Origin of the sequence: Chitinophaga fulva (assembly GCF_012927205.1) — a bacterium.
Classification (GTDB): Bacteria; Bacteroidota; Bacteroidia; order Chitinophagales; family Chitinophagaceae; genus Chitinophaga; species Chitinophaga fulva.
The window spans coordinates 579,771-604,604 of the sequence record NZ_JABBGC010000003.1 but is presented as its reverse complement, the minus strand read 5'-3'; the positions used below and the strand labels follow the sequence as shown (position 1 = coordinate 604,604).

At 52.0% G+C, this 24,834-nt stretch carries 19 protein-coding genes; 7 read left to right on the top strand and 12 right to left on the bottom strand.

Annotation, left to right across the window (positions count from 1 at the left end):
- Positions 1-22 precede the first annotated feature (22 nt).
- Positions 23-649, bottom strand: coding sequence for an RNA polymerase sigma-70 factor (locus tag HHL17_RS25675; protein WP_169227703.1), 627 nt, complete (start codon positions 647-649; stop codon positions 23-25).
- A 66-nt stretch (positions 650-715) separates the two neighbouring features.
- On the opposite strand from HHL17_RS25675, the gene HHL17_RS25670 reads away from it, so the two are divergent.
- Entirely contained in the window at positions 716-1,540 is an 825-nt protein-coding gene (locus HHL17_RS25670) for an alpha/beta hydrolase (RefSeq protein ID WP_169227702.1), read from the top strand.
- Here HHL17_RS25670 and HHL17_RS25665 read toward each other — a convergent pair.
- Both HHL17_RS25665 and HHL17_RS25660 read right to left on the bottom strand, forming a co-directional pair.
- Entirely contained in the window at positions 1,530-2,195 is a 666-nt protein-coding gene (locus HHL17_RS25665) for a hypothetical protein (RefSeq protein WP_169227701.1), read from the bottom strand. The genes HHL17_RS25670 and HHL17_RS25665 overlap by 11 nt on opposite strands.
- A gap of 191 nt (positions 2,196-2,386) precedes the next feature.
- Positions 2,387-2,602, bottom strand: a complete 216-nt coding sequence (locus HHL17_RS25660) for a hypothetical protein (RefSeq protein WP_169227700.1) — start codon at positions 2,600-2,602, stop codon at positions 2,387-2,389.
- Between the two features lie 120 nt (positions 2,603-2,722).
- On the opposite strand from HHL17_RS25660, the gene HHL17_RS25655 reads away from it, so the two are divergent.
- Entirely contained in the window at positions 2,723-4,600 is a 1,878-nt protein-coding gene (locus tag HHL17_RS25655; RefSeq protein WP_169227699.1) for a M1 family metallopeptidase, read from the top strand.
- Between the two features lie 11 nt (positions 4,601-4,611).
- Here the strand turns inward: HHL17_RS25655 and HHL17_RS25650 are convergent, their stop codons facing one another.
- Entirely contained in the window at positions 4,612-5,805 is a 1,194-nt protein-coding gene (locus HHL17_RS25650; RefSeq protein ID WP_169227698.1) for an alpha/beta hydrolase family protein, read from the bottom strand.
- Positions 5,806-5,836: 31 nt separating this feature from the next.
- Positions 5,837-7,117: an OmpA family protein gene (locus HHL17_RS25645; protein ID WP_169227697.1), complete on the bottom strand. Its 1,281-nt coding sequence runs from the start codon at positions 7,115-7,117 to the stop codon at positions 5,837-5,839.
- 168 nt (positions 7,118-7,285) lie between these two features.
- Here HHL17_RS25645 and HHL17_RS25640 point away from each other — a divergent pair, with 168 nt between their 5' ends.
- Together HHL17_RS25640 and HHL17_RS25635 are read left to right on the top strand one after the other, a co-directional pair.
- Positions 7,286-8,332 (top strand): cytochrome-c peroxidase, encoded by a 1,047-nt coding sequence (locus HHL17_RS25640; RefSeq protein ID WP_169227696.1) that lies wholly within the window; start codon positions 7,286-7,288, stop codon positions 8,330-8,332.
- A 4-nt stretch (positions 8,333-8,336) separates the two neighbouring features.
- Positions 8,337-8,825, top strand: a complete 489-nt coding sequence (locus HHL17_RS25635; protein ID WP_169227695.1) for a molybdopterin-dependent oxidoreductase — start codon at positions 8,337-8,339, stop codon at positions 8,823-8,825.
- A gap of 1 nt (position 8,826) precedes the next feature.
- On the opposite strand, the gene HHL17_RS25630 is transcribed toward HHL17_RS25635, so the two are convergent.
- From HHL17_RS25630 to HHL17_RS25605, 6 genes are all read right to left on the bottom strand, one after another.
- On the bottom strand, positions 8,827-12,405 hold the full coding sequence (locus HHL17_RS25630; protein ID WP_169227694.1) for a DOMON domain-containing protein: 3,579 nt from the start codon (positions 12,403-12,405) through the stop codon (positions 8,827-8,829).
- 13 nt (positions 12,406-12,418) lie between these two features.
- A complete protein-coding gene (locus tag HHL17_RS25625) occupies positions 12,419-14,581 on the bottom strand; it encodes a T9SS type A sorting domain-containing protein (protein ID WP_169227693.1) in 2,163 nt (720 codons plus the stop codon).
- Between the two features lie 34 nt (positions 14,582-14,615).
- Complete coding sequence (locus HHL17_RS25620) at positions 14,616-16,010, bottom strand: RagB/SusD family nutrient uptake outer membrane protein (RefSeq protein WP_169227692.1); 1,395 nt, start codon at positions 16,008-16,010, stop codon at positions 14,616-14,618.
- Positions 16,011-16,020: 10 nt separating this feature from the next.
- Positions 16,021-19,368: a TonB-dependent receptor gene (locus tag HHL17_RS25615; RefSeq protein ID WP_169227691.1), complete on the bottom strand. Its 3,348-nt coding sequence runs from the start codon at positions 19,366-19,368 to the stop codon at positions 16,021-16,023.
- A 456-nt stretch (positions 19,369-19,824) separates the two neighbouring features.
- Entirely contained in the window at positions 19,825-21,027 is a 1,203-nt protein-coding gene (locus tag HHL17_RS25610; protein WP_169227690.1) for a FecR family protein, read from the bottom strand.
- Between the two features lie 90 nt (positions 21,028-21,117).
- Complete coding sequence (locus HHL17_RS25605; RefSeq protein ID WP_169227689.1) at positions 21,118-21,708, bottom strand: RNA polymerase sigma factor; 591 nt, start codon at positions 21,706-21,708, stop codon at positions 21,118-21,120.
- Positions 21,709-21,826: 118 nt separating this feature from the next.
- On the opposite strand from HHL17_RS25605, the gene HHL17_RS25600 reads away from it, so the two are divergent.
- The 3 genes from HHL17_RS25600 (at position 21,827) to HHL17_RS25590 (ending at position 23,821) form a co-directional block, all read left to right on the top strand.
- On the top strand, positions 21,827-22,672 hold the full coding sequence (locus tag HHL17_RS25600) for a hypothetical protein (RefSeq protein WP_169227688.1): 846 nt from the start codon (positions 21,827-21,829) through the stop codon (positions 22,670-22,672).
- A 36-nt stretch (positions 22,673-22,708) separates the two neighbouring features.
- Positions 22,709-23,140, top strand: a complete 432-nt coding sequence (locus tag HHL17_RS25595) for a preQ(1) synthase (RefSeq protein WP_169227687.1) — start codon at positions 22,709-22,711, stop codon at positions 23,138-23,140.
- A 207-nt stretch (positions 23,141-23,347) separates the two neighbouring features.
- Positions 23,348-23,821, top strand: coding sequence for a cold-shock protein (locus HHL17_RS25590; protein ID WP_169227686.1), 474 nt, complete (start codon positions 23,348-23,350; stop codon positions 23,819-23,821).
- A gap of 186 nt (positions 23,822-24,007) precedes the next feature.
- On the opposite strand, the gene HHL17_RS25585 is transcribed toward HHL17_RS25590, so the two are convergent.
- Positions 24,008-24,817, bottom strand: coding sequence for a lysophospholipid acyltransferase family protein (locus tag HHL17_RS25585; protein ID WP_169227685.1), 810 nt, complete (start codon positions 24,815-24,817; stop codon positions 24,008-24,010).
- Between the last annotated feature and the right edge of the window lie 17 nt (positions 24,818-24,834).

Genomic DNA, 24,834 nt, shown 5'->3' with positions numbered 1-24,834 from the left:
AATTTTTTTTCGGGGGAAAATATTAAAGGAAGAAAAGGCTGTAAATTTCAGGGTTTAATCGTTGCCGTAACAGGTGGAGGCCTCTCTTTTTCTGTGTTTTGACGGTATTGATGCTGATGTTCAGCTGATGGGCAATCTCCTGGTTTTTCAGGCCTTCTATATAACCGAGGCGGATGATTTCCTGGCAGGCTTCAGGAAGCGTCTGTAATACACGATTAATTTCTCCCAATACTTCAGAACGGATCATGGTCAACACCACTGTGGCGTCATCGGGCGGGGGAGCAGGCTGTGAGGCGGCAAACTTTTCCACTACTTTTTCATGGCGCAACAGGTTCAGACAGGCATTGCGGACAGTGGTGTACAAAAAGTTTTTGATGGCTACCGGATGTGGCGTCACCTGCGCGCGTTGTCCCAGGTAGCTTACAAATGCTTCCTGTGCAATGTCGCGCGCCTGATCTTTGTCTCCCGTAAACTGGAAGGCAAAATAACACAGCCGTGGATAATAGGCTTTAAAAAGACTGGCTGGTTCCAGTGTGTCTGACTGCATAGACATATTCGCTCCCTTTCTGACCTGGTTACTAATATAGTGCGAATTCCGGGTAGCGCCGGTATCGGCACTGAATATATAACGCAGTGGTAACTTACACATAAAATCGCAAAAAGATAAACAAATACCCGTTATCTTCGGGCGCGAACAACAAGTTGACCTGTTTTTATGAAGAAATTATTAGTCGGCTGCCTGTTACTAGGCAGTATCATGGCGGCAAAGGCCCAACAAACCCCCTTCGTACTCGGCGTAACAGAGAAAATAACATCGCGTGAGCTGGGAGAATCCAGAACATTGAATATTTACCTGCCGGAAGGCTACAGCAAAGATACCGCTACCTATCCGGTGATTTATCTGCTGGATGGATCGGCCAATGAGGACTTTATCCATGTGTCGGGACTGGTACAATACCTGACTATGATCCGTTTTATGCCACCGGCGATTGTGGTCGGCATCGCCAATGTGGACCGCAAACGGGATTTTACTTTCCCGACTACGGTTGAGAGAGACAAAAAAGCCTATCCCACCACGGGCGGGTCTGCGAAGTTTATTGCGTTTCTGGAGAAAGACTTACAGCCTTATATCGCGCAGCATTACCGTGTACGGCAAAACCGTACGCTGGTAGGACAGTCGCTGGGTGGTTTGCTGGCAGCAGAAGTGTTGCTGCATTATCCTTCTCTCTTTGAGCAGTATGCGATCATCAGCCCCAGTTTCTGGTGGAACAACGAGTCATTGCTCGAAGATGCGCCGGCACTGCTGTACAGTACCCTGAAGAAGCCGGTCAGTGTATACCTGTCCGTGGGAGAAGAAGGCGACATCATGAAAAACGATGCTACCCGTTTTGCAGCGATACTGAAAGCGGCCAACCCGCAGCTGATCTCCACGCGTTACGTGCCCATGCCGGAGGAAAACCATCTTACAATACTGCACCGCAGTCTCTATGGCGGACTGGATACGCTGTTCCACAAGATGGTGCCACCTGTTAAGCAATAATATAATCTTTCAGTATTACCGGCACATAGCTGTTGTCTACATACAGTACCGGAAAAATACCATTGCGGTGCTGTATGTAGTCACACGTCACTTTGTCGAGTGTGCTGAAATCAAAAGACCTCAGGTAGATCTGATGTCCGCCCGTGAAAGAAGCGGGAAGGGAGTAGGTCTGCATGTTAACCCCCACCTGCGAGGCGCGTAGTAGCCGCACAACGGTTTTGTCATCCGGATTGTTGGTGTCAAATGGAATGTTGCCCACCCGCTCAGAGATGTTTTGCAGCAGCGTTGTGTCCCAACGGGTGTCACTGGTGCTGAAGATACCATAGTACAGCTGTTGCTGTTCATTGGATTTGATGATTTTAGCGAGACATACGGGTTTCTGGGAGATGTTTTCCAACACTTGTTGTTTTCCTTTTCCGGAGATGATAACAAAGAGCGCAACACCGGCCATAGTGATCAGCCCGGCCATTAGCCCGTAGCCACTTTGCAGCAGCCTGCCTTTGTTCAGCAAATAAAGCGTAAGACTGCCTGCAATAATCAGCAGGGTAGGCAATAGCAGCGATTTGTTATCGGAAGTAAAGTGTGCGTAATTTCTTTTCCAGTCGGTTTTCTTTTCAAGATGTTCCAGTTTGGTGACATCGTAATGTGTCATCATGGGTGATAGCAGTTTTTCATATCGGGTGAATAGTAATCAAGTAAGGTTTCCTATCTAAAATGATCCACTAATAAATTGGGTTAAACAGCCGGTCTTTGTCAAGTAACGCGTAAAGATAAAGAAAGTCCCGCAGTTGAACATCAACTGCCGATGCGGAATAAAAAAAATACCTGAAAACAAGGAGGGTTGGGTTAGCTGCCCAGTACCACTTCTATGGCAGCGCCCAGTTCTGCAGTTTCAGGCGTCTCATTGTCAGTATCTTTTTCAAACCAGAAATCAGCGCCATCACTGTCTTGTTTCCTCACTAACTGCAGCGTCTTGTTGGGAAGGGATACCAGGAAACTGTCAGCCGACTCCTGCGCAACAGCGATCAGCTGCCCGTGGTAATCAATATGAAAGGTACTCATGGCAGGTCGTTTTATGAAACAAACCACAATCATTATGCCTGTATGCCGGTGAGCAGACTGAACAACACCATTTTTTTGAGCCAACTTTTCCTATTTTTAAGCCTGCAACAATTCAGGCTTATGAAAAGATGTTTAAACGTCCTGTTATTACTGGCTGTTACTACCATGGCTGCACAGGCACAGCAATTGTACGAACCCCGTAATATCAAAAAGGCGTATGAGAACAAAACCCGCTCCCGTAGCGGTAACCCTGGTCCCAACTATTGGCAGAACAAAGGGCGGTACGATATTCATCTTACCGTAAATCCTCCTTCTCCGGTAGTATATGGCAGGGAATCCATCACCTATATCAACAACAGTCCGGATGCACTGGAAACGCTTGTGCTTGATCTGATTGGTAATCAACACAAGCCGCAGTCACCCCGCTCTGGATATGTGGGCAAAGATTATCTGTCTGCCGGTATGGTAATAGATACCCTGGTGATCAATGGTAAAACGGTGGCTTACAACAATGATAACGGTACCGTGGGTACGGTATCGCTGCCATCACCATTGGCATCGAAGGATAGCCTGCAAATGCAGATCAGCTGGCACTATGAACTGTCAGTGGAGAGCGGTCGGGAAGGCATCATCGATAGCACCACTTATTTTCTTGCCTACTACTATCCGCGTGTAGCCGTATACGATGACTACAACGGCTGGAACATGCTGCAGCACCTCGGCCGCGCTGAATTCTATAACGACTTCAGTGACTATACAGTAGCAGTAAAAGTGCCGAAGAACTTCGTGGTCTGGGGCACCGGTAATCTGCTGAATGCTGCGGAAGTATTGCAGCCGGACTATGCGTCCCGGTTGAAAACATCCTACGGCAGCGATGCGGTGATGCACATCGCCACCCGTGAAGAGATGCTGGCCGGAAAAGTAACCCGCCAGCAGGATTGGAATACCTGGAAATTCAGTTACAATGATATCGTAGATGTAACGCTGGGCCTCAGTAACCACTACGTATGGGATGCTGCCAGCGTAATGGTGGACAGTACCACCCGCCGCCGCTCCAGCATACAGGCGGCTTACAACGATACGGCCTATGACTTCCGCCAATCTGTGGCCTTCGCACACACGGCCTTGTCTTACTTCTCGCACCACTGGCCGGGCGTACCTTATCCCTATCCGGTCATGACCGCCTTCCAGGGATATGCAGACATGGAGTATCCCATGATGGTCAATGACGGCTCGTTGGGACAGGACCTCGACTTCGCGCAGCTGTTGCAGGACCATGAAATGGCGCATACTTATTTCCCCTTCTATATGGGCATCAATGAAAGCCGCTATGCTTTTATGGATGAAGGATGGGCTACCACGTTCGAATATTTTGTGCGCATACACGAAAAAGGAAAAGCCAGTGCAGATGACTTCTACCGGAAGTTCCGGGTGGCCCGCTACATCGGCGACCCGTCCGCAGAAGAAGATCAGCCTATCATTACCATGTCTAACCAGGTGACCGGTGATGGCTACTCTGTCAATTCCTACGGTAAGGCTTCGCTGTCCTACCTGGCGGTGAAAGACCTGCTGGGAGAGGCGTTGTTCCGTAAATGCCTGCATACCTATATGGACAAATGGCACGGCAAACACCCCATTCCGTGGGATTATTTTTATTGCTTCAACGCCGCAGCCGGACAGGACCTCAACTGGTTCTGGCAGAACTGGTTCTTCAGCAATAATTACATCGATCTGAAGCTGGCAGGTGTGGTAAATAAAGGGAAGACCGCTACGCTGAACATCAGCAACGAAGGCGGTTTTGCCATCCCTTTCGATGTGGTGATAAACTATGCTGATGGCACCAAATCTACGGTACATCAAACACCGGCGGTATGGAAGAAAAACCCGCGTACGCTGCAATTGACAGTGCCGGTGAGTAAAGCTGTGGCAGCTGTTACGCTGGATGGCAACCTGTTCATGGACGCTACGCCGGACAACAACACATGGAAAAGTAAATGATAGTAATGATGTTATAAATGCAACACCGGATTTACATGTGAACTATAGAGCAGTGAGTCCTTACAGGTGATGTTAAAGAAAAAAGCGGCGGTACCGGCAGGTAGTGCCGCTTTTACTTTTTGTCCGGCTACCGTGGCTGGCACGGTATGCCATTGGTATTGCTGCCAGTTAACTCCGGTATCGGTGGTGTAGCACAATACGGCTTTAGCGGCCTGATAGCCTTCTGACAGGGAGAGCGTTACCTGGTCACCTTTCCAATGCACTATCGAAAATTTCGGCAGTGCAGGGGTGCCTTTTATTACTTGTTGGGCGAATGCAAATATCTCTGGCTGTTCCCACCTATGACCGTGTTTACTGGTGATGGTCAATAATTCCATTTGCGGGGCATCACCTCTTATGGTTGTCTGCTGCCAGATATCCAGTGGGAAGGCGGGGTCATTGGTGCCAGTTACCCAAAGAACAGGCGCTTTCCTTTTTATCAGGTACACCGACGGGTCCCATTGCTGTTTATAGGTCTCCAGCTGTTTGGGCGTCATGGCGTCGAAATGTATTTTAAAACCGGGATTGGTGGTTTGGTAGAGATAACCACAGCCATACACCGGAATGGCAAAGGCGAAACGATCATCTATTCCGATGACGGTGGAGGTGATCACGCCGCCCCAGGAAATACCGTGTATGCCTATCTGTAGGGGATTGATTTCTTTAAAAGACCGGAGTAGTGACATCGCTTTGCTCACATCGGCCACAGCATGATAGAACCATTGTTCCTCTTTGGCCAGTTCGATATCACCGAAAGTGGTGATACGGGGTGGCCCGCCATAGGCATGCGCCGGCCTGTTGGGATGACTGCCGGAAGGCAGGTGCCCTTCAAGGTCCATGGCGATGGCAGCGAAACCATGGTCTACCCATGCCTGTACCCAGGCCGGAAAGGCGGTGCCGCCGCCACCATGAACACATATCACGGCAGGCCATCCTCCCGGCGGCGGTGTGCCGGCAGGTGTTTTATAATAAGCGAAAACCCTTGTGGGATTTGATTTGTAGGTAAGCCCTTCATAGAAGAAGGAACGGAAACCTGGTACTTGGCAGGAGTCAGCGGGGTAGGTAGGGGGTGTCTCACGAAGGAGGGAAAGGTCCCAGGGAAGGGGACTTTGAGCAGTCGCGACAAGACTGCTCAAAGTCAGTATGCATAACAGGAATTTTCTCATGTCACTAAAAATAGTGCAGGATTCCGGTTATTTATAATTTGATGAATTCCACTCTGCGGTTGTTGGCCTTGCCTATTTCGGTGTTGTTATTATCGATAGGCTGGTTTTTACCTTTACCATCTGTTTCAAGGCGGGCCACATCGATGCCGAAATCTTTGCCGAGGGCTGCTTTCACGGCGTCAGCACGGCGTTTGGACAAGTCCAGGTTCAGTTTGTCGTTGCCGTCTGCATCGGTATGGCCAACGATTTTTACTTTAACGGCCGCATTTTCGGAGAGCACATTGGCGATATCTTTCAGCGCGCCATAAGACTCCGGTTTGATCTGATCGCTGTTGGTGTCGAACAGGATACCATGGGAGATGAATTTGCCTTCGGTTATCAGTTTGTTACGGGTGTCGGGAGCGCCTACTGCCAGGGTGATGTTACTGATGTAAAAAGTACCATCCTGTTTTTCGTAGTCGGGGGCATACGCTGCAAATGCCAGGGTATTGAGGATGGCGCCGGCATCCAGTGCACGCGGCAGATCCAGTATTTTGGTACTGTCGAGGTATACGCGTACCCGTTGTTTCTGACGCCAGAGGGACACCCGCACGTAATTTTTCTTAGGCACGTTGAATACCGGCAGCCCATTGATGGTATTGTTGCCGATCACATTGGAAGAATAGCGGAGGAGGCCCTCGCCGGATGACTTGGGCGCCAGGCTCACCTTAAAGGAAGGCGCCATAATATGATTGTCATTGCCCAGGTCAAATTTTTCTTCGGTGCTGGCGGCTTTAAGCACGCTGATGGTCAGCAGACCGATGCCCGCAACGCCATTGCTGGCCATGACGTCCACCTGCAGGGTGAAGTTGTCCGGCAGATTGCTGGTCAGGTATTCGGGGTAAAAGATACCATCCTGTTTGATGGCCAGCCATTTACCGGGGCGGTTGCTCACCGTCACGATCTCTGCGCCGGAACGGGTGTTCCACTGCCCGGGGAATTCACCCACGGCGTCCTGCGCGAAATTCTCGTGCATGATGATTTTTTCTCCCGGTACAAAATCAAACCGGGAATAAGACTTGATGTCCGTGTTAGCAGGACCGCTGTTATTGGCTGCAGGGGCGGTGTTATCACTTTCTCCGGTAGTGGGGGTGTTGCCGGAGTTGGTAGTGCCCTGGTCACCTTTCTTTTTGGGAGCAGTGGCGTCGTCAATGGTTTTGTCGATCTTCTCATTGACTTTCTGCTGTACTTTATTTTTGATACGGTCAAATAACTGGGCCTGCGTAGTGCCTGCTATGGCGCAGATACTGAGTAACAGAATTGCCTTTTTCATGATAACAACAATATGGTTTCTGAAATAATGGATAAAATGCCCTGCAAGGTACGTTGGTTGGACATACATTCCACAGGGAGCATGTTATTTTTTCCCGAAGTTACGCTTTAGGGGAACGTTGACCGCTTTCTGTTATATTTACCGTCAAAAAAAGTGTTGTCCCGTAAAATGATATTACCAGGACTGCTGCTGTTGATGGTCATCATGACCGCGCAGATGCCTGCCGGGCGGGTACCTGCGCCGGTGACCCTGTCGTGGCCGGACTATTTTGGTAACCGGGTGTTTTTGCCTGCCGGTAACCCGGTTACGGAAGATGGGATAGCACTTGGCCGGCGATTGTTTTACGAAAAGGCGCTGTCTTCTACTGATCAGATGAGTTGCGCTACCTGCCACCAGCAGGCAAAGGCATTTACCGATGGTAAACGTTTCAGTGCCGGTGCCGATGGTGTGCTGCAACCCCGCAATACGATGTCACTGGCCAACCTGCTGTGGGTGCGGCAATTATTCTGGGACGGCCGTGCCGGCAGCCTGGAAGAGCAGGCCGTAACGCCGCTCACTGCTCTTCATGAAATGGGACAGTCATTGGTAGTATCCGCCGCTAAACTGCAAAAGCTGCCGCGCTACCGGGCACTGTTCCGTCGCGCCTTTGGGTCCGACAGTATTACGGGTGATCGCATTGTGAAAGCGCTGGCACAGTTTGAACGCACGCTCATTTCAGCTAACTCCCGCTATGATCAGTATTTACAGGGAAAATACCAACCGTCTGTATCTGAAAGCAACGGCATCACCCTGTTCTATGCGAACACAGATCCGGTGCGCGGTACGCGCGGGGCTGGTTGTGCGCATTGTCACGGCGGTCCTAAAACGTATAGTGACCTGTTTCATAACAATGGGCTGGACAGCCTTCCTGCTGATGCCGGCCGGCAGCAGATCACCGGACAGGCATATGATAAAGGCCGTTTCAGGGTGGCCGCGCTGTGTAATATCGCGCTCACCGCGCCGTATATGCATGATGGCCGTTTCCCGGACCTGGAAAGTGTGATCGATCATTACAGCGAACACGTTATCCATAATGAAACACTGAGCCCTTTTTTACAGCAGCCGCTGCTCCTCACTAAGCAGGAGAAAAATGACCTGCTGGCTTTTCTGCATATGCTCACGGATTCAGCCTTTGTCACTGATCCGCGCTTTTCCAATCCTTTTAATAATAATTAAGTCGATGATAAGAAACTGTTTTTTAGGACTGCTGTTGCTCACCGGAATGACTGCCATGGCCCAACAAAAACCGGCGGTGAAAGTATCCGGAGAAGTAACCCGTCCGCTGACGCTCTATCCTGAAAACCTGCGCCAGATGAAGCGTACCACCGTTTCCCTGAAAGACCGCGATGGTAACGATCACGCCTATACCGGCGTGCCTGTTCAGGAAATCCTGGAACAGGCAGGCGTTACTACCGGTAAAGCGTTAAGAGGCGAGAACCTCAGCAAATACCTGTTGGTACGGTGTGCTGATGGTTATGAGGTGTTGTTCTCGTTGGCGGAACTGGACAGCAGTTTCACGGACAGGGTAGTGATATTGGCGGATGAATCCGGCGGACAACCGCTGCCCGCCGGGAAAGGGCCTTTCAGACTGGTGGTGCCTGGAGAGAAAAAGCCTGCCCGCAGCAGCTTCCAGGTAACGGATATGATTATACGGTTCGCAAAAGATTGAGTTATTTTTCTACGCCAAACTCTACTTCATTGGCCCAGTGCACTTTCCAGTCGGGGTGAAATGCACGGGCATTGAGCTTGGACACGCTCCGTTCTTTGGCCAACTCCATGCAACTGCCGGGAGCGCCATTGTCATTTACGCGGAAAGAAAGCTTTATCCGCTCTCCTTTGTCCATAGCGGCTTTCACGTCGGGTATCTCGCTCCAGGGAATGGCGCATTCGGTGATCACGGTATTGCCTTCACGGCGGATGGCCAGTTTACCGTTGGTAACAGCTCCTTCTTTTTCAGATTTGGGCTGCCTCGGGAAGAAATGTTTCCGGTTAAGCCCCGGTACCAGCAGCCGCCACATCTCGGTGCCACCGCCATATTGCGCTGCCACTGGGTTGAACGCATATTCGTAGTCGGTGCATTTGTAGCCGGTGTAACGCGGCATGGTGCCTGGCGGATTGGCCAGCATACCGTCTTTCCCTTCAGGAAGAACATTGAATGCCAGCAATACATTGTCATACGAATACCCAAGCCCTGAGTTGTCGGGCGTTACAGGATTCTTCTGATAGGTGTAGTGCCGCACGCCTGCCGGCCATATCAACGGCTCTTTTATCTCCTTAAACGCTGGTGTGATGGTAACGCCGGCGGGTAAACGCGCGGCTGATCCCACGATGTGATGCCCCCATGTGCCATACACGCCTTTCCAGTTGCCGCGGGTGTCAAAATCCTCTTTCACAAAAACACTGTCGGATGATGGTTGGTCAAACATCAGCGCGGCCAGTTTGGCGGTATACCACCACGCGTTGCTGTGCAGCACAATGCGCACATCGCCTTCGAGGCGCAGCACTTCCCAGGCGCCGCCCCAGAGATTGGTGAGGGTACGGCGGAACAGGTTTTTGCCGGTGGTGTTATCATACACTTCCAGCCTGGCGGAAGATACCCGCAGCGATGGCAGGTACAGCGCTACCTGCGTGGCTTTAGGCAGATGGAGGTCCAGCCCGAAGGAGTTGGTATTGTCGCTGCTTTCCCAATAATGCATAATACGGCCATCGCTGTCAGGCAGTTGTAAAGCGCCTGCATCGGTGGCTGGTACACTGTTTTCTTTGATGATGAGCGACTGCTGCATGTCCAGCACATAGGCGGTATCGGGATAAAAGAACTCGTCATCCGGCCGTTGCGCAAAACGGTATGTTCCGGGATGAGGTGTGCTGTCGGCTACTTTGGCGGCGAAATAAAAATACTGGTCGTCGTAGGCAAAGTACCCGTTGGCATAGCCGTTGGCGTTAGTGTCGAAATTTTTGAACGGATACCAGGCGGCTTCTGTCACGCTTACGGTGGCAGCGCCTTTGCTGCTGACGGTTTGCGGCAATGCCTGCTGCCAGTCATCCAGCCGGCCGTCTACACGGATGTTCAACCGGGAGATCACATTCACATGCATATCTTCATAGTGTGTGGCCATCCCGTCTGTACCGGCATCGAAATGCACGGAGAGGGGATAGGTGTTGTTGGCGGCGGCTGCGCCCCCGGTGATCTGTACAGGGACGGTGCGTGTTTCATGCGGTGCAAGCATTACGGTGTCCGGTGCAGCCACGCGCAGTCCCTGCAAGGCTACGGAGAGATGTCCTTTTACCGGCCGGTTGAGGATGTTGGTCAGTTGCAATCGCATCACCGGTGATTGTGAGATGCGGGCGGTCATATCTTTGGCAATAATCTCTACGGGCTCATAACCTTCTATGCGCGCGGTTTTCAAGGCTGCCAGCAGTTTGGCGAATGCGCCTTTGGAACCATCGGTGCGCAGGTAATAACCCTGGCTGTTAAGCGGTACCGTCAGATGGCCGTTCTTTGCAAATAGTTGATTGCCGTAAAAATCGTATAGCCGTATGTAGGAGGCTGCGGGCAGCAACATACGGCCGCCGCTAAGCGGATGGTATTGCTGCAGCTCCTGTTGCAGGCTGTCGGCTTTGGGACTGCCGGCAGCCAGGGCCGCTCTTATTTGTTCTTTGCCGGCCATTTCCGGCAAGCCTCTGACGCCACGGAACAACACTCTTTCCGGGCCAAAAGCTTCGCCGATATCGCCGGACACGACAGCGGTGCCGTCATCGGGATTGCCTTGTCCGTCAAATACCATGATCCAGGGCAGGCCATTCGTGAATAGCAGCCGGTTGAAATTGCGTTCTCCTACCAGGTGCTGTACTGCGCCTAACGCGGCCGCCTGTGACCAGGTGTCAGGTATGCGGGTGATTTCTTTGATGCCTTCCGGCGTGCGTACTTTCTGTGTGAAGTGCTCGCTGCCGCGGCCGCCGGTGTACATGTAACCGGCGTAAATGCCCATGGAACGGTCATAGCCGGAGGAGCGGTTGGTGGCTACGGTAAGGCCTATACGATCATCAGTATTGCCTACCCAGCTTTCGGTATCCCAGATTTTAACGCGGCCTCTGGGCGATTGGCGGTTAACCCACTCCGGATAAAGGGCCGGTGTTTCAATACCCTGATAGTGGATAGAGCAGAAATCGAAAATAGGCAGGAACGTCATTTTACCATCGGCAAAGAGCTTGTCCCACGCGTTGGAGTTGGAGTCGCCGCCGCCTACTAATATATCGGCGCCTTTCTTCCGCGCGTCCAGTACGGCTTGTGCCATCACGCTATATATCTCACGGTAACGCAGAATGTCTGACTGCCATCCGGAGATGGAAGCGCCCTCCCAGGGCTCGTTCCACAGCGATACCGCTGTAACCGGCCCTTTCGGCCAGCCATACTGCACACAAAGACGGTTGACGAACAACTGGAAATCTGCGTCGGTAGCGGGGGCCCAGACGAAGTCCTGCTTGGTCTTTTTCATTACATGGTTGGAATCTAGGAAGGAGCGCGGCATGCCAAGCGGCAGCGGTGCAGTGCCGGCGCCAAACATCAGCAATACGGTGATGTTTTTGGACTGGTACTCTTTTATTTTGGCGTCCAGCTCCTGCATTTTCTGCGTATAGTCGGGCGCGGTAGTAGGCGTATAGTCCACGCCCATCCGGATAGCCTGCACGCCTATACGTTGCAGGAAACCGGCGCCCATATCGTCGAGCGATTGTTTGGGATATTGCAACCGTTGCGGATTGGCGGCGAAGGTGCGCACCAGGCTGGTGATCATACGACGCCCATATCGCCCGAGGTCCATCACCAGGGCATACCCGCCAAAGCGGGCGGGTATGCTGGGTAAATGTTCTATGTTCACGTATCCGCCGGCGGAGATATTCACTTTCACGGGAACCGTGGTCACTTCTCCCTGGCGGACCATCTCCGGCAGCCATATGTCGCCGGGAAGGCCACGGGTGCCGTAAGGAATCAGTTCAATGCTGCCGGTGGCTACCAACGGCTCGTTGAGCCGGTTCACCACCTGCAGGGTGTACGAAGGTTGTTCGCCGGGCCACAATACATTAGTAGGGCAGGAGGCACGGACAACGCTCACGTCGTAGTCGTAGTGCCGTTGATTGTTTTGTACGCCCAGCACCTGCTCGTAGTGGACCCAGTCGGCAGGCGCTTTCATTTGTGCCATACCGTTATACCCGCTGCTGATCAACAGCCCGAGTATCCATAAATATTTCATTCCTTTTTTCTTTTTATAGCTTGATGAATTTCTGTTGCCCTATAACCTTGCTACTGGCATCGGTGATGCGTAACACATAGGAGCCGGGCATCAGGTTGGCCACGTCGGCGGTGATGGCGCCAGCGCTGGCGGCCTGTATGGTTTTTACAGTTTTACCGGAGAAATCAAAGATGTCGAGCTTAAACCCTTTTGACGCGGTTTGTTTCAGGTCGATGTACAGTGTTTTGTCCACCGGGTTGGGAAACACCCTGAAGGCGGCGTTGGCATTACGGGTAAGCATGGCTGAAGTGGCGGCGGTGCTGTCTGTCGTGGGAGGAGGCGGCGCCGGTGTCCAGCGGTACAGCACTATTTTATTGGCGTTGTAATCATCTTTGGTGATAAGATATTCCCCGGTGGTACGATGATACGCTTTGATGCCATACTGTGAATCCACGTCGTTGCCCACGTACACGGCAGGGTTGCTGGTGTTCATCGTCAGCACCAAAGCACCGGTGCTCAGGTCAAATACATCGATGTCAGGAATGGCATAGTATCCCACAAAAAGATAGTTGCCGGCGGCCGACATGGATTTGGCCTGTGCACGGCTTAACGTAATCACCAGGTTGGGCGTGCGGTTACCGGTTTTCCACCCGCGGTATACTTCTATCCTGTTGCCGATCAGCGTCCAGTCAGCATTACCGCCGGCCAGCACCATCATGTCACTGGCGGGAACATATTCAATACGGTTCAGCCGTGCGATGGAAGCCGGTGTGGGCGTGGATATCACGGGGCCATAAATGGGTTTGCCATTGGCTGCGAAACCAGTCAGCGGATAATGTTGAATGGCATTGGTTTTATCCTGTGATATCCATACATCGCCTATGGAGTCAAGACAGAAGCCGTTGCGCACCTGGCTGATGGTGTCTAATGGTATGGCGATATAGCCGTCAGTGGACTCGTTAAAGTAATATCGGTAAAATACATCAGCGTTCTGGTTGTTGGCGATGAGTATTTTATGGCCGTTCACATTGGCGAAATGCCCAAAGTGCTCGCCTCTGCCATGGTCTGTCATTTGTATGCGGGCATCCTGAGGATAGCGGTAGGGATCTACGGTATTGGCTACATAAGTGCCACCATCGGTACCGGTATAGGAATAGAGGATGTTGCCGCTGTAGAAGTAGGTGCCGTCGCTGCCGGCATCGGCGGAGGCATTGCCTTCAAAATTGAGCGCCTGCAACATCCATTGAAGGCTACCGGCGCTGTTGTAACAGTGGATATCGGTAGCGCCGTTACGGCCCAGGTCCCAGGTACCTCCCCATGGATTGTTGAGCACATAGAGATTGTCCGCTGCATCACGACCGATGCCTACCACGCGGGTGAAACGTTTGTCGCCCACGGTGCCACGGATGGCGGTGGACTGGTCCAGGTAACCACCCTGTACGCCGAAGGTACCGGACTGTGTAGGCGTTCCCGTTAGGTTGCCATAAATCTTGATCTGCATGTCCGGCCCCTGATCGCCAATCAGCAGTTGGCCGCGGGCACTATCGGCATACAGGGCCGAAGGCCGCGCGCTGGCGCCCAGTGTGATAACAGGACCGGTAACACCAGTGGTGTCAAAGCTGGCCACGGTGCCACTGTTGAGCTGCGCTACCCACAGGTGGCCGCTGCTGTCGATGGCCAGCGCACCCGGTGTAGCGGCCGGCCATTGCCTTATCGCTACGCCGCCGGTGGTGTACACTTTGATCAGGTTGTTGACGATATCGCTCACGTATACACGCCCATAGGACACAACGATGCCGGTTACTGCGTCTCCGGTGCCGGTATTAACGGTAATCAACAGGTCACGCGTTTTAGTGGCGCGATTGTAACGTCCCACCTTGCCGTTGTTGGGCGTTTCCTGTGTGGTGAAGATATACGTGGCATCGCCACCGATGGCGCAGCCCTGCGATTCTTTATTGCCGCCCATGGAACCCAGGGTGGTGCCGTTCTGGTAGATACCAATGTTACGGCCTTTTTCGTCCCAGCCGGAAGCGGCGTATATCACTCCCTGAGGAGACACCCACATGGAGCGGGCACAGTTGCCCACATGTTTGTTGACATCAGAGAAATTGTTGCCCATCCAGGTGGTGATATACTGGCCCTGGCTGCTGGCATAGGCGAGCAGCAGGCCTGATAATACGGTAAATGTTTTTTTCATATACTATGGAGTTTGAGGGTGAAAAGAGACAATGTTAGTAACCATGGTTTTGTGTCAGCCGGGGATTACGGCCCAGCTCCCGCAGTGGGATAGGCCATAACGTTTGGTCAGCGCTGATGCCCAGTACGGCGGTAGCGCGACCGGTACGTGCCAGGTCATAGAAACGATGGCCTTCAAAGGCCAGCTCCTTGAACCGTTCGTTTTCGATAGCGATGGTCAGATCGGCATCCGTTTCGCCGGCAGTAGGGAAATCATAGGCAGAAGGAGCGGTGGCAGGCTGGCCGAAGGCACGGCGACGGATTATATTGAGCATGTCTACAGCTTCGGCATGTTTACCCAGCTTGTCCAGCGCTTCGGCTCTCACCAGGATAATATCTGCCAGCCGCAACGCAATGAGGTTCGGCTCCGTACCATTGGTCAGCCGTACGTACTTGCTGACATAATTCACCGGCGTGGTACCCGTGGAAACGCCAAGGCAGGCACTTCTGCGGATATCGCCGGCGGCATACGCATTGATGATCTTGTTGGTGGGTGATATCTGGTAACTGCCTGTCTGTTGACCGGCAGGGATACCGGTAACGGGCATGTAAAAACTATACAGCCCATTGGCCTGTGCGGAAGAGCTGACATACTGTATCTCAAAGATAGATTCTGTACTGTTTTTACCACTAACGGTAAACATATTACTGTAGGCAGTGCTACCGCTCACCAGCGCATACACCGGGCTGTTGATCACATCCTGTGCTTTGGTGGCGGCGGAGTCATATTTCTTCATGCTGAGATAAGCTTTGGCCAGCAAGGCTTTGGCGGTACCCTGTGTGGCCCGCCCACGGGTGTCGGCGCCAGTGGCAAAGCTGCTCGGAAGCGATGACTCGGCGATAGTGAGATCTGCAATGATCTGTTGAAAGATAACGTCTACGGGAGAACGCTCTATGGTAAAATCTGCGTTAAAGGAATTGTAGGGCTGTGTTACCAGCGGTACCGCGCCATAAGCTTTAACCAGGTTAAAATAAAAGTAGGCCCGAAGGAGACGGGCTTCTCCCAGCAGCTCCTGTTTACGGTTGCCGGTAAAGAGGCTGTCTTTCATGCCTGGCAGGTTTTTCAGCAGATCGTTGGCCCGGCCGATACCGGTATAGTTGTTCTGCCAGTAGGCAGCTACAATAGGATTGTCTACCGGTATGCCATGTTGACTGAAAGGTGCATAGTTGATCAGCAACGCCGTGGTGGCATCGGAAGCTGCGTCAAAAGCCACGGGGAACTGCTGCGATAGTTGCTGCACAGCGGGATAGATACCTACGGCGGCGCTCTCCGCATCGTTGGCGGTTTGCCAGAAGTTGTCCTCCGCAATGGTGTATTCCGGCACCTGGTCCAGTACTTTGGTGCAGGCGGCGAAAGCTATAGCGATTAAAATGAGTCCTGTTTTTTTCATGTCTGCTGCTTTAGAAATTCAGGTTTAATCCGGCCATAAAAGTGCGGGGCTGTGGCTGCACGGCCCAGTCGATGCCCAGCTGTGAGTTTTTGACGGACTGGTTCTGTGACTCGGGATCATACCCGGAATAGTTGGTGATCAGGAAGAGATTCTGGCCGCTCACATATACCCGCGCACTGCTGATACGTACACGCTTCAGTAAAGCGGTGGGGAACGTATAGCCGATGGTGATATTCTTCATGCGGATGAAGGAGCCGTCTTCCACGAAACGCTGCGACACCTCGCCGTTGGTGAGACTGCCCGGCGTTACAGGATCATTAAAGATGGCCTTGGGCACATCCGTTTGCGTGTTGGTGGGTGTCCAGCGGTTCAGCGTTTTGGCGTCACCGTTATTGTAGTTGCTCATGCGCTCCAGCATGCTGCGGGTCTGGTTATATACTTTGTTGCCGTAAGACCAGTAGAAGAAAAAGCTGAGGTCTACGCCTTTATAACTGAACGTGTTGGTAAGGCCGCCGGTGAAGTCCGGGAGCGCGTTGCCGAGGATAACCCGGTCGGCAGCGGTAATCCTGCCGTCTTTATTGATGTCGTCATAAATCATGTTGCCGGTGGCGGGATCTACGCCTTTGTTGCGGTAGCCGAAGAAAGAGCCAACGGGCTCGCCTACACGGAAAATGCTGGTAGGCTGACTGGTATAGAAGGAGCCAGGCAAACTTTCTGTGAAGTCGGAGCTGGAAGGATCGCCGGCCACGGTTTCAGGCAGACTGGTAATTTTATTACGGTTGAAATAGAGGTTGAAGTTGGTGTTCCAGGTGAATTTACCACGGATATTTTCTGTGTTGATGCCTATCTCGAGGCCTTTGTTCATCAGTTGCCCGATGTTGGCGCCGTTGGTACGGTTAAATCCGGAGGTATAGGGAAGTTCCAGTTTAAAGATCAGCCGGTTGGTGATTTTCCGGTAAGCTTCTACGGTAACATTAATGCGGCTATCGAGGAAACTCATGTCCAGCGCCAGGTTGGTGGCGGTGGTAGCTTCCCAGCTAAGGTCGCGGTTGGAGAGGGAGGTGGGCGCAATGCCTGCGGAGGAGCCGTAGTTGTAGCCGGTAGAATAGGTGGCCAGTGAGGGGAAGTCACTGCCAAGTCCTTCGTTGTTACCGGTAACGCCTACACTGCCGCGCAGTTTCAGGTCGCTGAAGAAACGCTGGTCTTTCATGAACTGCTCATTGATGATGCGCCATGCAGCGGAGATGGAGGGGAAGAAGCCATATTTTTTGTTGGCGCCAAACCGGGAAGACCCGTCTGTGCGCAGTACGCCTTCCAGCAGGTAACGGTCATCATAGTTATAGCTCACACGGCCGAAATAACTTACCAGCCCCCATTTGGAGCGATAGTCCAGTGGAGAGAAAAGATTGGTGAAGCCGGTGACGGCTTCAATGATATCGGTGGAATTGGTATTGCCGGAAACACCGATGCGGCGCACATTGGCTTCCTGCGCACTCTGTCCAAGCAGGGCGGTGAGTTTGTGTTTGCCACGGAGTGTAGGCGTATACGAGAGAGTGTTTTCATTTACCCAAAGGAACTGGGAGAACACTGATACGAAGCCGGTGGCAGGTGATTGATTGTTGACCAGTTTGGACTGATAGCGGTCGTCGGTCACCTGCTGATTGTCGAAACCGAAGCTGGTCCTGAATTTCAGTCCGGGGATAATGGTGTATTCACCATACAGGTTGCCGATGTAGCTGTCTACGCCGGATTGGAACCGCAGGGAGTGGGCAATCATCACGGGATTGGTCCAGCGGCGGTTAGGGTCTGTATAAAAGGTGCCGTTGGAGTTATAGATCGGATCATTGGGATTCTCTATCAGCGCCAGCGCCAGGACGGACTGTCCGGAGAAACTGTTGTCCATACGGTTGTTGGTGGAATGCACACCGGTGAGGTTCACACCGATTTTTATTTTGTCGGTGGCCATAAAATCGAAGTTCACGCGGCCATTGACCCGTTTGAAATGCTGCACGCCTACGATGGTGCCGGTCTGGTCGAGATAACCGACAGACACGTAATGGGAGGTACGGGGCGTACCGCCGGAGATAGACAGGTTATAATTGGATACCGGGGCTGAACGGAAAATAGCGTTCTGCCAGTCAGTATTCCGGCCGGTTTTTACGATGGCCGGGTCTAAAGGAAGACCGGCATTGGTGCGGGATTCGTTGAACAGGTCCACGAACTGATCGCCGTTTAGTAGTGGTAATCTTTTGGGTACATCAGAAACGCCGGTGTACATGCTGAAGTTGAAACGCGACTTGCCTTCGGCGCCTCTTTTAGTGGTGATGAGGATAACGCCGTTAGCGCCTCTGGAGCCATAGATGGCTGTGGCGGCCGCATCTTTCAGTATTTCCACCGATTGGATGTCGTTGGGATTGATGTTGTTGGTGGCCGTAATCCGTTGCCCGTCGCCGGAAACGCCGTATTGTGCGGCGGGCAGGTTGCTCATGGGCACACCGTCTATGATGTATAGCGGACGGTTTTCTCCGAAGAGGGAGCCGTTACCACGGATACGGATATACGTTTCATCGCCGGGAGCGCCTGAATTCTGTACTACCTGTACACCGGGTGCTTTTCCCTGCAGGGCGGCATCCAGGTTGGTAACGGCCACGCCGGTCAGTTCGCTGCCTTTAATGGAAGAAACGGACGATGTCAGGTTCTTTTTCTGCTGGGTGCCGTATCCCACCACTACCAGGTCATTCAGGGAATTGCTTTTTTGTTGCAGCACAATGTACAGTGTCTGCTGGCCGTTGACCGCCACCTCTTTCGACTCAAAGCCGACGGAGGTGCAGAGCAGTACGCTATTGTGCCCCGGTACAGACAATGTGTAGTTTCCCTGCGCATCAGTGGTGACGCCGGTAGCGGTGCCCTTGACCCGGACACTGACACCCGGCAGCGGTTGACCTTTATCGTCCGTAATTTTTCCTGATACAGGCAGCCGGGCGGCCTGGGCCTGGTTGTCGGGTGGTGGACTGCTTTCTTTGCGTGTCACCACCACAATCTTGTCTGTGATCTGATAGGTAAGGGATAGCCCGTCGAGGAATGATTTCAGCACTTGTTCCAGTGGTGCGTCCTTACATTCCAGCGATACGCTTTTATAGGACGCAGCAGATTCACCGCGCCAGATGAAAGAATAACCTGTTTGCTGTTTCAGTGTCGAAAACACTTTCTCCAGCGGTACATTTTTCAGGGAGACAGTTACTTTCTGTGCAAAGCCGGCTGTACCTGCCAGCAGTAGTGCAAAGGTCAGTACGGCCCACAACGGCCTGGCCGGCTGTTTTTTCACAGCTGTGGGAATGCGCGTGGCAAAGAATTTCATATTTTTTTACTCGTGGATTTTATACATGAAGCAATCATAAAACGTGGACGTTTCACCCAATACTGTCCCGCACCGGGGCCCCGGTAATCTTTGGTACCAGGGCCGAAGCCCTGGATTAAAAATGGTTTAGCGGAAGAAGAGTGGTGTTTGTTCTGGCTTTACTATTAGTTGTTGTTGCTAATTGTCTAAATGTTGATTTTTAGTTTGTACGAATTGTTTGATTTTGGTTTGTGTTAGTGGTTTGATGTTGATTAGCGGTGTACACTTTTATATTTAAATCGATTGTTTTTTTATCAAATAAATATTGCGTTTTGTTAGGCTATACCCCAATCCGACCAGCCTGTAGAAACATCCTGTTTGGGTCACCGATATCCAATCTGATCAATCGGGGAAAATATTCCATTTCTGGCCAACCCCTGCCAATCAACAGCCTGAACAACATCGTAGCCCAGGGCTTCAGCCCTGGGGCCCCGGGCAGACGAAAACAACGTTGCCGTTTACACGAAACCGCACCATTTTTGTCATCTCCAGTGCTTTCAGCAGCTGGGTGATCTCTTCATTCCTGGATACGATCCCGGAAAGAGAGATATTGTCCATATCGCCTTCATATCTGACTTCCACGTTATACCAGCGGGCTACTTCCCGCATGATGCTGCGGATATTGGTATCCCGGAAATAGAACTCGCCGTTTTTCCAGCTGAGGGTTTCTTCCAGGTTGGGTTGGCTGATGTGGAACGGGCCGCCGGCAGGTGCTATGGTGGCTTGTTCGCCGGGATGCAACAGCCGTTTCTCTGTTCCGTTGATGACATTGACAGCGCCTTGTACGAGGGTGGTCCGGATGGCATTTTCATCCGGGTAGGCCATCACGTTGAAGGCAGTGCCCAGCACTTGTATATCCAGTTTGTTGACCGTAACGGTAAATGGTTTGCGGTCATCTTTGGTGATATCGAAGTAGGCCTCACCTGTCACTTCCACATGGCGGTTGTTCGCTGCGAAGGTGGTGGGGTACCGGATGGACGAGGCGGCGTTGAGCCATACCCGTGAGCCATCGGGCAGGGTGAGCTGGTACATGCAGCCATGCGGTGTTTGCATGGTGTTGTACAGGACGTTGTTGCTGTTGCCTTCGGCCAACTGGTAGGCTACTTGTCCGTTGGCGAGTTTAACGATGCGGGCGTTGCCTTGTTGTGCGATGGTGCCGTTGGCGATACTGTCGAGTGATACGCGGGAGCCGTCACCGAGTATCAGCACAGGCTGTGCGGTGCCGGGTTTGACCGGTTTACCGGCTGCGAAAGCAGCGGCAGTGTGTTTATGCCGGGATGCAAATTTCCAGGTACCGGCCAACAGGAGGCCGAAGATGGCGGCCGCCGCGGCGTATTTGAACCAGGGCCGGAAGGCAGGTGGTTTGCGTGTTGGTGGGAGCATCGACAATTGTGCATCCTGCTGCCGTGCTTTCAGCAGTATTTCATCCGCCATTTCCGCCGGGTCGTAGTCGGCGGCCTCAACATAGGCAGGGTTGCTGAAAGCTTCTTCCAGCAGGTGGGAAAGCATGGCCTTATTCTCCCGTTCCATGGCCATCTGGCGGAAACGGTGTATCTCGGATGCATTGAGCGTGCCGTTCATATAACCTTTGAACAGTGCTTCAAATGATGTGTCAGACATGCGGATGCTGGTTTAAGGTCATCTGTTTTCCCTCTTATGATAAAGGACGGAAAACAGGAACAGGGTAAGACAGTGAAACGAAAAAATATTTTAAGAAAATGCGATCAGGAGCACCAATAACGTGAAAATCCGCTCCGGATGGCGCTCAAGGTATTCGCGGATGCTGCGCAGGGCCCTGACGATATAGGTTTGGGAGCTGACCACCGAGATATTCAGCTGCCGGGCAATCTGCGGATGACTGAGCCCCTGAAAGCGGTGAAGGATAAACACCTCCTTCACTTTGGCGGGCAGGTGTTCGATCGCCTTGTGGAGAATGCTCTCCAGGTCCCGGTATTCCAGCCGGGCCTGTGCGTCGGGAAGCGGGTCGGCCTGCAAATGGCCGGTCAGCATATCCAGGTTGTCGGTACGCAGCACTTTCCTGGACAGGAAGTCCATGATCAGGTTGCGGGCGCACACATAAATAAAGGTGCCGGCATTGTCTACCTCGGAAAGTTTCTGGCGGTTGTTCCACAGTTTCAGGAAGATATCCTGCGAGAGGTCTTTGGCTTGTTCGGGTGAGCGGGTAAGGCGTAATGCGGTACCATACACCTGCGGCCAGTATTGTTGTACCAGCAGCCGGAAGCTGCGTTCATCGCCGCTGGCAACGGCGAGCAACCATTGTTTTTCATTACCGTGGTCCAAAAGTGGTCTTGTTGATATAACAGGAGCGTGGTATGAAAATAATACAAACAGCCGGTATTTACAAAATGATGTTGCTCTCCCTGTTTTTCTTTTTTAGGGAGATGTGTATCTTGCCCCCATGTTAACACTCGATGACAGGGCCTGGCAGTTCCTAGGCGGTCCATACGGTATCGATGAAAATCTGCCCGAAGCCATTGCTGAATTAAAGTCTGCCTACTCCAAAGAGTTGCTGGATGAAATTATCTGGGAGCGGATCTACCATCAGGATACCCTGTACGAAAATACTTTCGCGGCTATTCCCCATCTGCTGGAGCTGGTGGCCAACGGCGCCGATCCGGAAATGCAGGCAGATATCCTCTGCAGCCTGGCGGTGCTGATCGCAGAAGATGCCAATGAGCCCCTGCAGAATACCATCCCGGCGGAATACCGGGATAATACCCAGCTCACACCGGAGCAGGTACGCGGTATTTACAATGACTACCTGCAGGCCCTGCAGCAGCTGCCTGCGTTGTGTGCAGCCCTGTTGCCCGAAGCCCGGGACCATATGGAAGAAAGCGACCGGAACTATTTCTTCGCGGCCATGGCCGTGGCTCACGGACAACGTGCCTTTGCCCGCGTTTTTATCCGCTATTATGGAGGAGAGGAGTATATGGCGCATTGTGAATCCTGCGGCACGGATACTTTTGTATGGCCCAAAGGGGACCAGCTGGTTTTTTTCCGGGAAGACCCCGTATTTCACAAGGAACAGGAGGGTACGCTGATTACACCTCACCCGGACCAAACGCCGGCCTGGGATGGCGTTACCATCACAGACGCCAACAGTTACGCCTGGGGCTACCATTTCGGCTCGCAGCTGGACATGCGCACCCTAAAGACCCACTGGCCTTACCTGTTCGGCACGGCCCGCTGCCCGGACTGCGGTGAGCAATTGGACGTATTTAAAAGCATCCTTGCGGGGATCTAATCATCAACCTATAAAAAAATTGTTTAATCAACCATTATGACAAAAAAACTGTACCAGCAGATAGATAAAACTATCCTGAAGGGGCTGCCCAACCCATCGAAAGAGAAATATGAAATGAAAATAAAAGTACCTGAATTCACTTTTCTCGGGGTACATGAACAGCCGGATTTCGCTAAACTGTACATTACTTTCTATCCAAAAGGTAAAATCATCGAACTGAAATCGCTGAAGCATTATGTTTATCACCTCCGGGATATCATCGTGTCCTACGAACGCCTGATCAACATTATATATGATCATATGACGGAAGCTTATCAGCCCGACAGGCTGCGGCTGACCCTCGTATGCAACCCCCGCGGCGGTATCAGCTCCAAGCTGGTCATCGATTCCGACTGGAAAGACAGGGGCGGAGAGGAGAAGTTCAAAGACTATCCGGAGCGGGACGACGAATGGGGTATCCTGATGTAAACACACCCGCTTTTGGGTCTCCCGGGGCTGGTTAATATATATGTTTATATTTCATGCGTTTTTCCGGATTTTACGGTTATCATGAAACCTTTGCTGATAGCGTCTTTGAGATGTGTGGTAGTATGCAATTTTTTTGTATCTTCGAGGAAGGTAAATGCAACCTTTAAAAAACTGAACGGGAAACCATTTACCGGCAAATGAAAAATTATGAATAAGTCATCAGAAAACTCCGGTAAAAAGGAAAATCTCAGTAAAAAAGAAGTAGAAAAAAGAAAACTGCAAAAACAGAAGGAAAAACAGGAGAAAAAAGAGGAAAGACAGGCGAACAGTAAAAAAGGCAAAAGTCTGGAAGACATGATGGCCTACATCGATGAGGATGGTAACATCACCTCTACGCCTCCTGACCCCAGCAGAAAGAAAGAAGTCAACCTGGAAGACATTCAGATTGGCGTGGCGCGGCAGGCAGAAGGAGAACCTGTCAGCCTGATCCGTACAGGAACAGTCACTTTCTTCAATGAATCCAAAGGTTACGGCTTTATCAAAGACCAGCGAACACAGGAAAGCATCTTCGTGCATATCAATGGGTTGCTGGACCGGGTGCGGGAAAATTCCAAAGTCACTTTTGAAGTGGAAATGGGACACAAAGGCCCCAACGCGGTACGGGTGAAACTGGTAAAATAACGCTGTATATTATATTTAAAAAGCTGCTGGCTGCCAGCGGAGGACTATCCCCCGCCGGAAGCCAGCAGCTTTTTTATTGTGGGCTATCCTGATGTTGTATCATAACAAGGTACAGCAATGCTGCCAGCATCAGTACAAAAGCCAGGCCTGCCAAAACCAGGCAGGCAAGCATAAAAAATAGTGTATTCATGAGCGTAGGTTTGTTTTCCAGCGCCGGTGGGTCCACAGCCAGTAGGCGGGCGACTGGCGGATGTCCTTTTCCAGGCGGGCGTTAAAAATCCGGGTGATCTCAAAAGGCGCCATGGCAGCGGGTTGATCTGTGATTAAAGAAAATGAGATCTCCCACTGGCGGGTTTTCCGCCTATGAATGACGGCATATACCACCGCAGCATCCACCGCTTTGGCCAGCCGCTCTGCACCGGTGATCACCCGTGTAGGCTGATGCAGAAAATCCACTACATGTTTGCTATGTGGCGCAGACTGGTCGGCGATAAAGATGTAAGCCCCGGGCACGCTGTGATGCAGCAAATGGCGGGGAGCCTCGTCCATCGCCAACATCCGCAGCCCAAAGCGGGAACGTACCCGCTTCATCAGCCGGTCGAAAAAGCGGTTGCTCAGCGGTTTGAATACCGCATATACCGGACAGCGCAACAAGGGCGGCAACAACGACATACATTCCCAATTACCATAATGTCCCAGCATAATAATTACCGGCCGCCCCTGTGCCTCATACTCCTCGATCAGCCAGGAATTACGCAGCACCAACCGCTGACGGATACGGCGCCGCGGCACCATCATCAACACCGGTATCTCTGCGAAAAGCCGGCTGAAATGCCGGTAAAAATCCACGGCTATCCGCTTGATCTCCCCATACGATTTCTCCGGAAAGGAACGCGACAGATTCTGTATCACCTCCGTATAGCGATAGCGCATCACCCGGTATAACAGAAAATAAATGAACCACGCTAAACCGTCAGGAGATGTCCTGTATTTCATATTCATTGGTTAAAAAA

Excerpts from the sequence above, each read along its gene's own strand:
- HHL17_RS25675 (WP_169227703.1), bottom strand. The coding sequence starts at position 649 with ATGTGTAAGTTACCACTGCGTTATATATTCAGTGCCGATACCGGCGCT.
- HHL17_RS25670 (WP_169227702.1), top strand. The coding sequence starts at position 716 with ATGAAGAAATTATTAGTCGGCTGCCTGTTACTAGGCAGTATCATGGCG.
- HHL17_RS25665 (WP_169227701.1), bottom strand. The coding sequence starts at position 2,195 with ATGATGACACATTACGATGTCACCAAACTGGAACATCTTGAAAAGAAA.
- HHL17_RS25660 (WP_169227700.1), bottom strand. The coding sequence starts at position 2,602 with ATGAGTACCTTTCATATTGATTACCACGGGCAGCTGATCGCTGTTGCG.
- HHL17_RS25655 (WP_169227699.1), top strand. The coding sequence starts at position 2,723 with ATGAAAAGATGTTTAAACGTCCTGTTATTACTGGCTGTTACTACCATG.
- HHL17_RS25650 (WP_169227698.1), bottom strand. The coding sequence starts at position 5,805 with ATGAGAAAATTCCTGTTATGCATACTGACTTTGAGCAGTCTTGTCGCG.
- HHL17_RS25645 (WP_169227697.1), bottom strand. The coding sequence starts at position 7,117 with ATGAAAAAGGCAATTCTGTTACTCAGTATCTGCGCCATAGCAGGCACT.
- HHL17_RS25640 (WP_169227696.1), top strand. The coding sequence starts at position 7,286 with ATGATATTACCAGGACTGCTGCTGTTGATGGTCATCATGACCGCGCAG.
- HHL17_RS25635 (WP_169227695.1), top strand. The coding sequence starts at position 8,337 with ATGATAAGAAACTGTTTTTTAGGACTGCTGTTGCTCACCGGAATGACT.
- HHL17_RS25630 (WP_169227694.1), bottom strand. The coding sequence starts at position 12,405 with ATGAAATATTTATGGATACTCGGGCTGTTGATCAGCAGCGGGTATAAC.
- HHL17_RS25625 (WP_169227693.1), bottom strand. The coding sequence starts at position 14,581 with ATGAAAAAAACATTTACCGTATTATCAGGCCTGCTGCTCGCCTATGCC.
- HHL17_RS25620 (WP_169227692.1), bottom strand. The coding sequence starts at position 16,010 with ATGAAAAAAACAGGACTCATTTTAATCGCTATAGCTTTCGCCGCCTGC.
- HHL17_RS25615 (WP_169227691.1), bottom strand. The coding sequence starts at position 19,368 with ATGAAATTCTTTGCCACGCGCATTCCCACAGCTGTGAAAAAACAGCCG.
- HHL17_RS25610 (WP_169227690.1), bottom strand. The coding sequence starts at position 21,027 with ATGTCTGACACATCATTTGAAGCACTGTTCAAAGGTTATATGAACGGC.
- HHL17_RS25600 (WP_169227688.1), top strand. The coding sequence starts at position 21,827 with ATGTTAACACTCGATGACAGGGCCTGGCAGTTCCTAGGCGGTCCATAC.
- HHL17_RS25595 (WP_169227687.1), top strand. The coding sequence starts at position 22,709 with ATGACAAAAAAACTGTACCAGCAGATAGATAAAACTATCCTGAAGGGG.
- HHL17_RS25590 (WP_169227686.1), top strand. The coding sequence starts at position 23,348 with ATGAATAAGTCATCAGAAAACTCCGGTAAAAAGGAAAATCTCAGTAAA.
- HHL17_RS25585 (WP_169227685.1), bottom strand. The coding sequence starts at position 24,817 with ATGAAATACAGGACATCTCCTGACGGTTTAGCGTGGTTCATTTATTTT.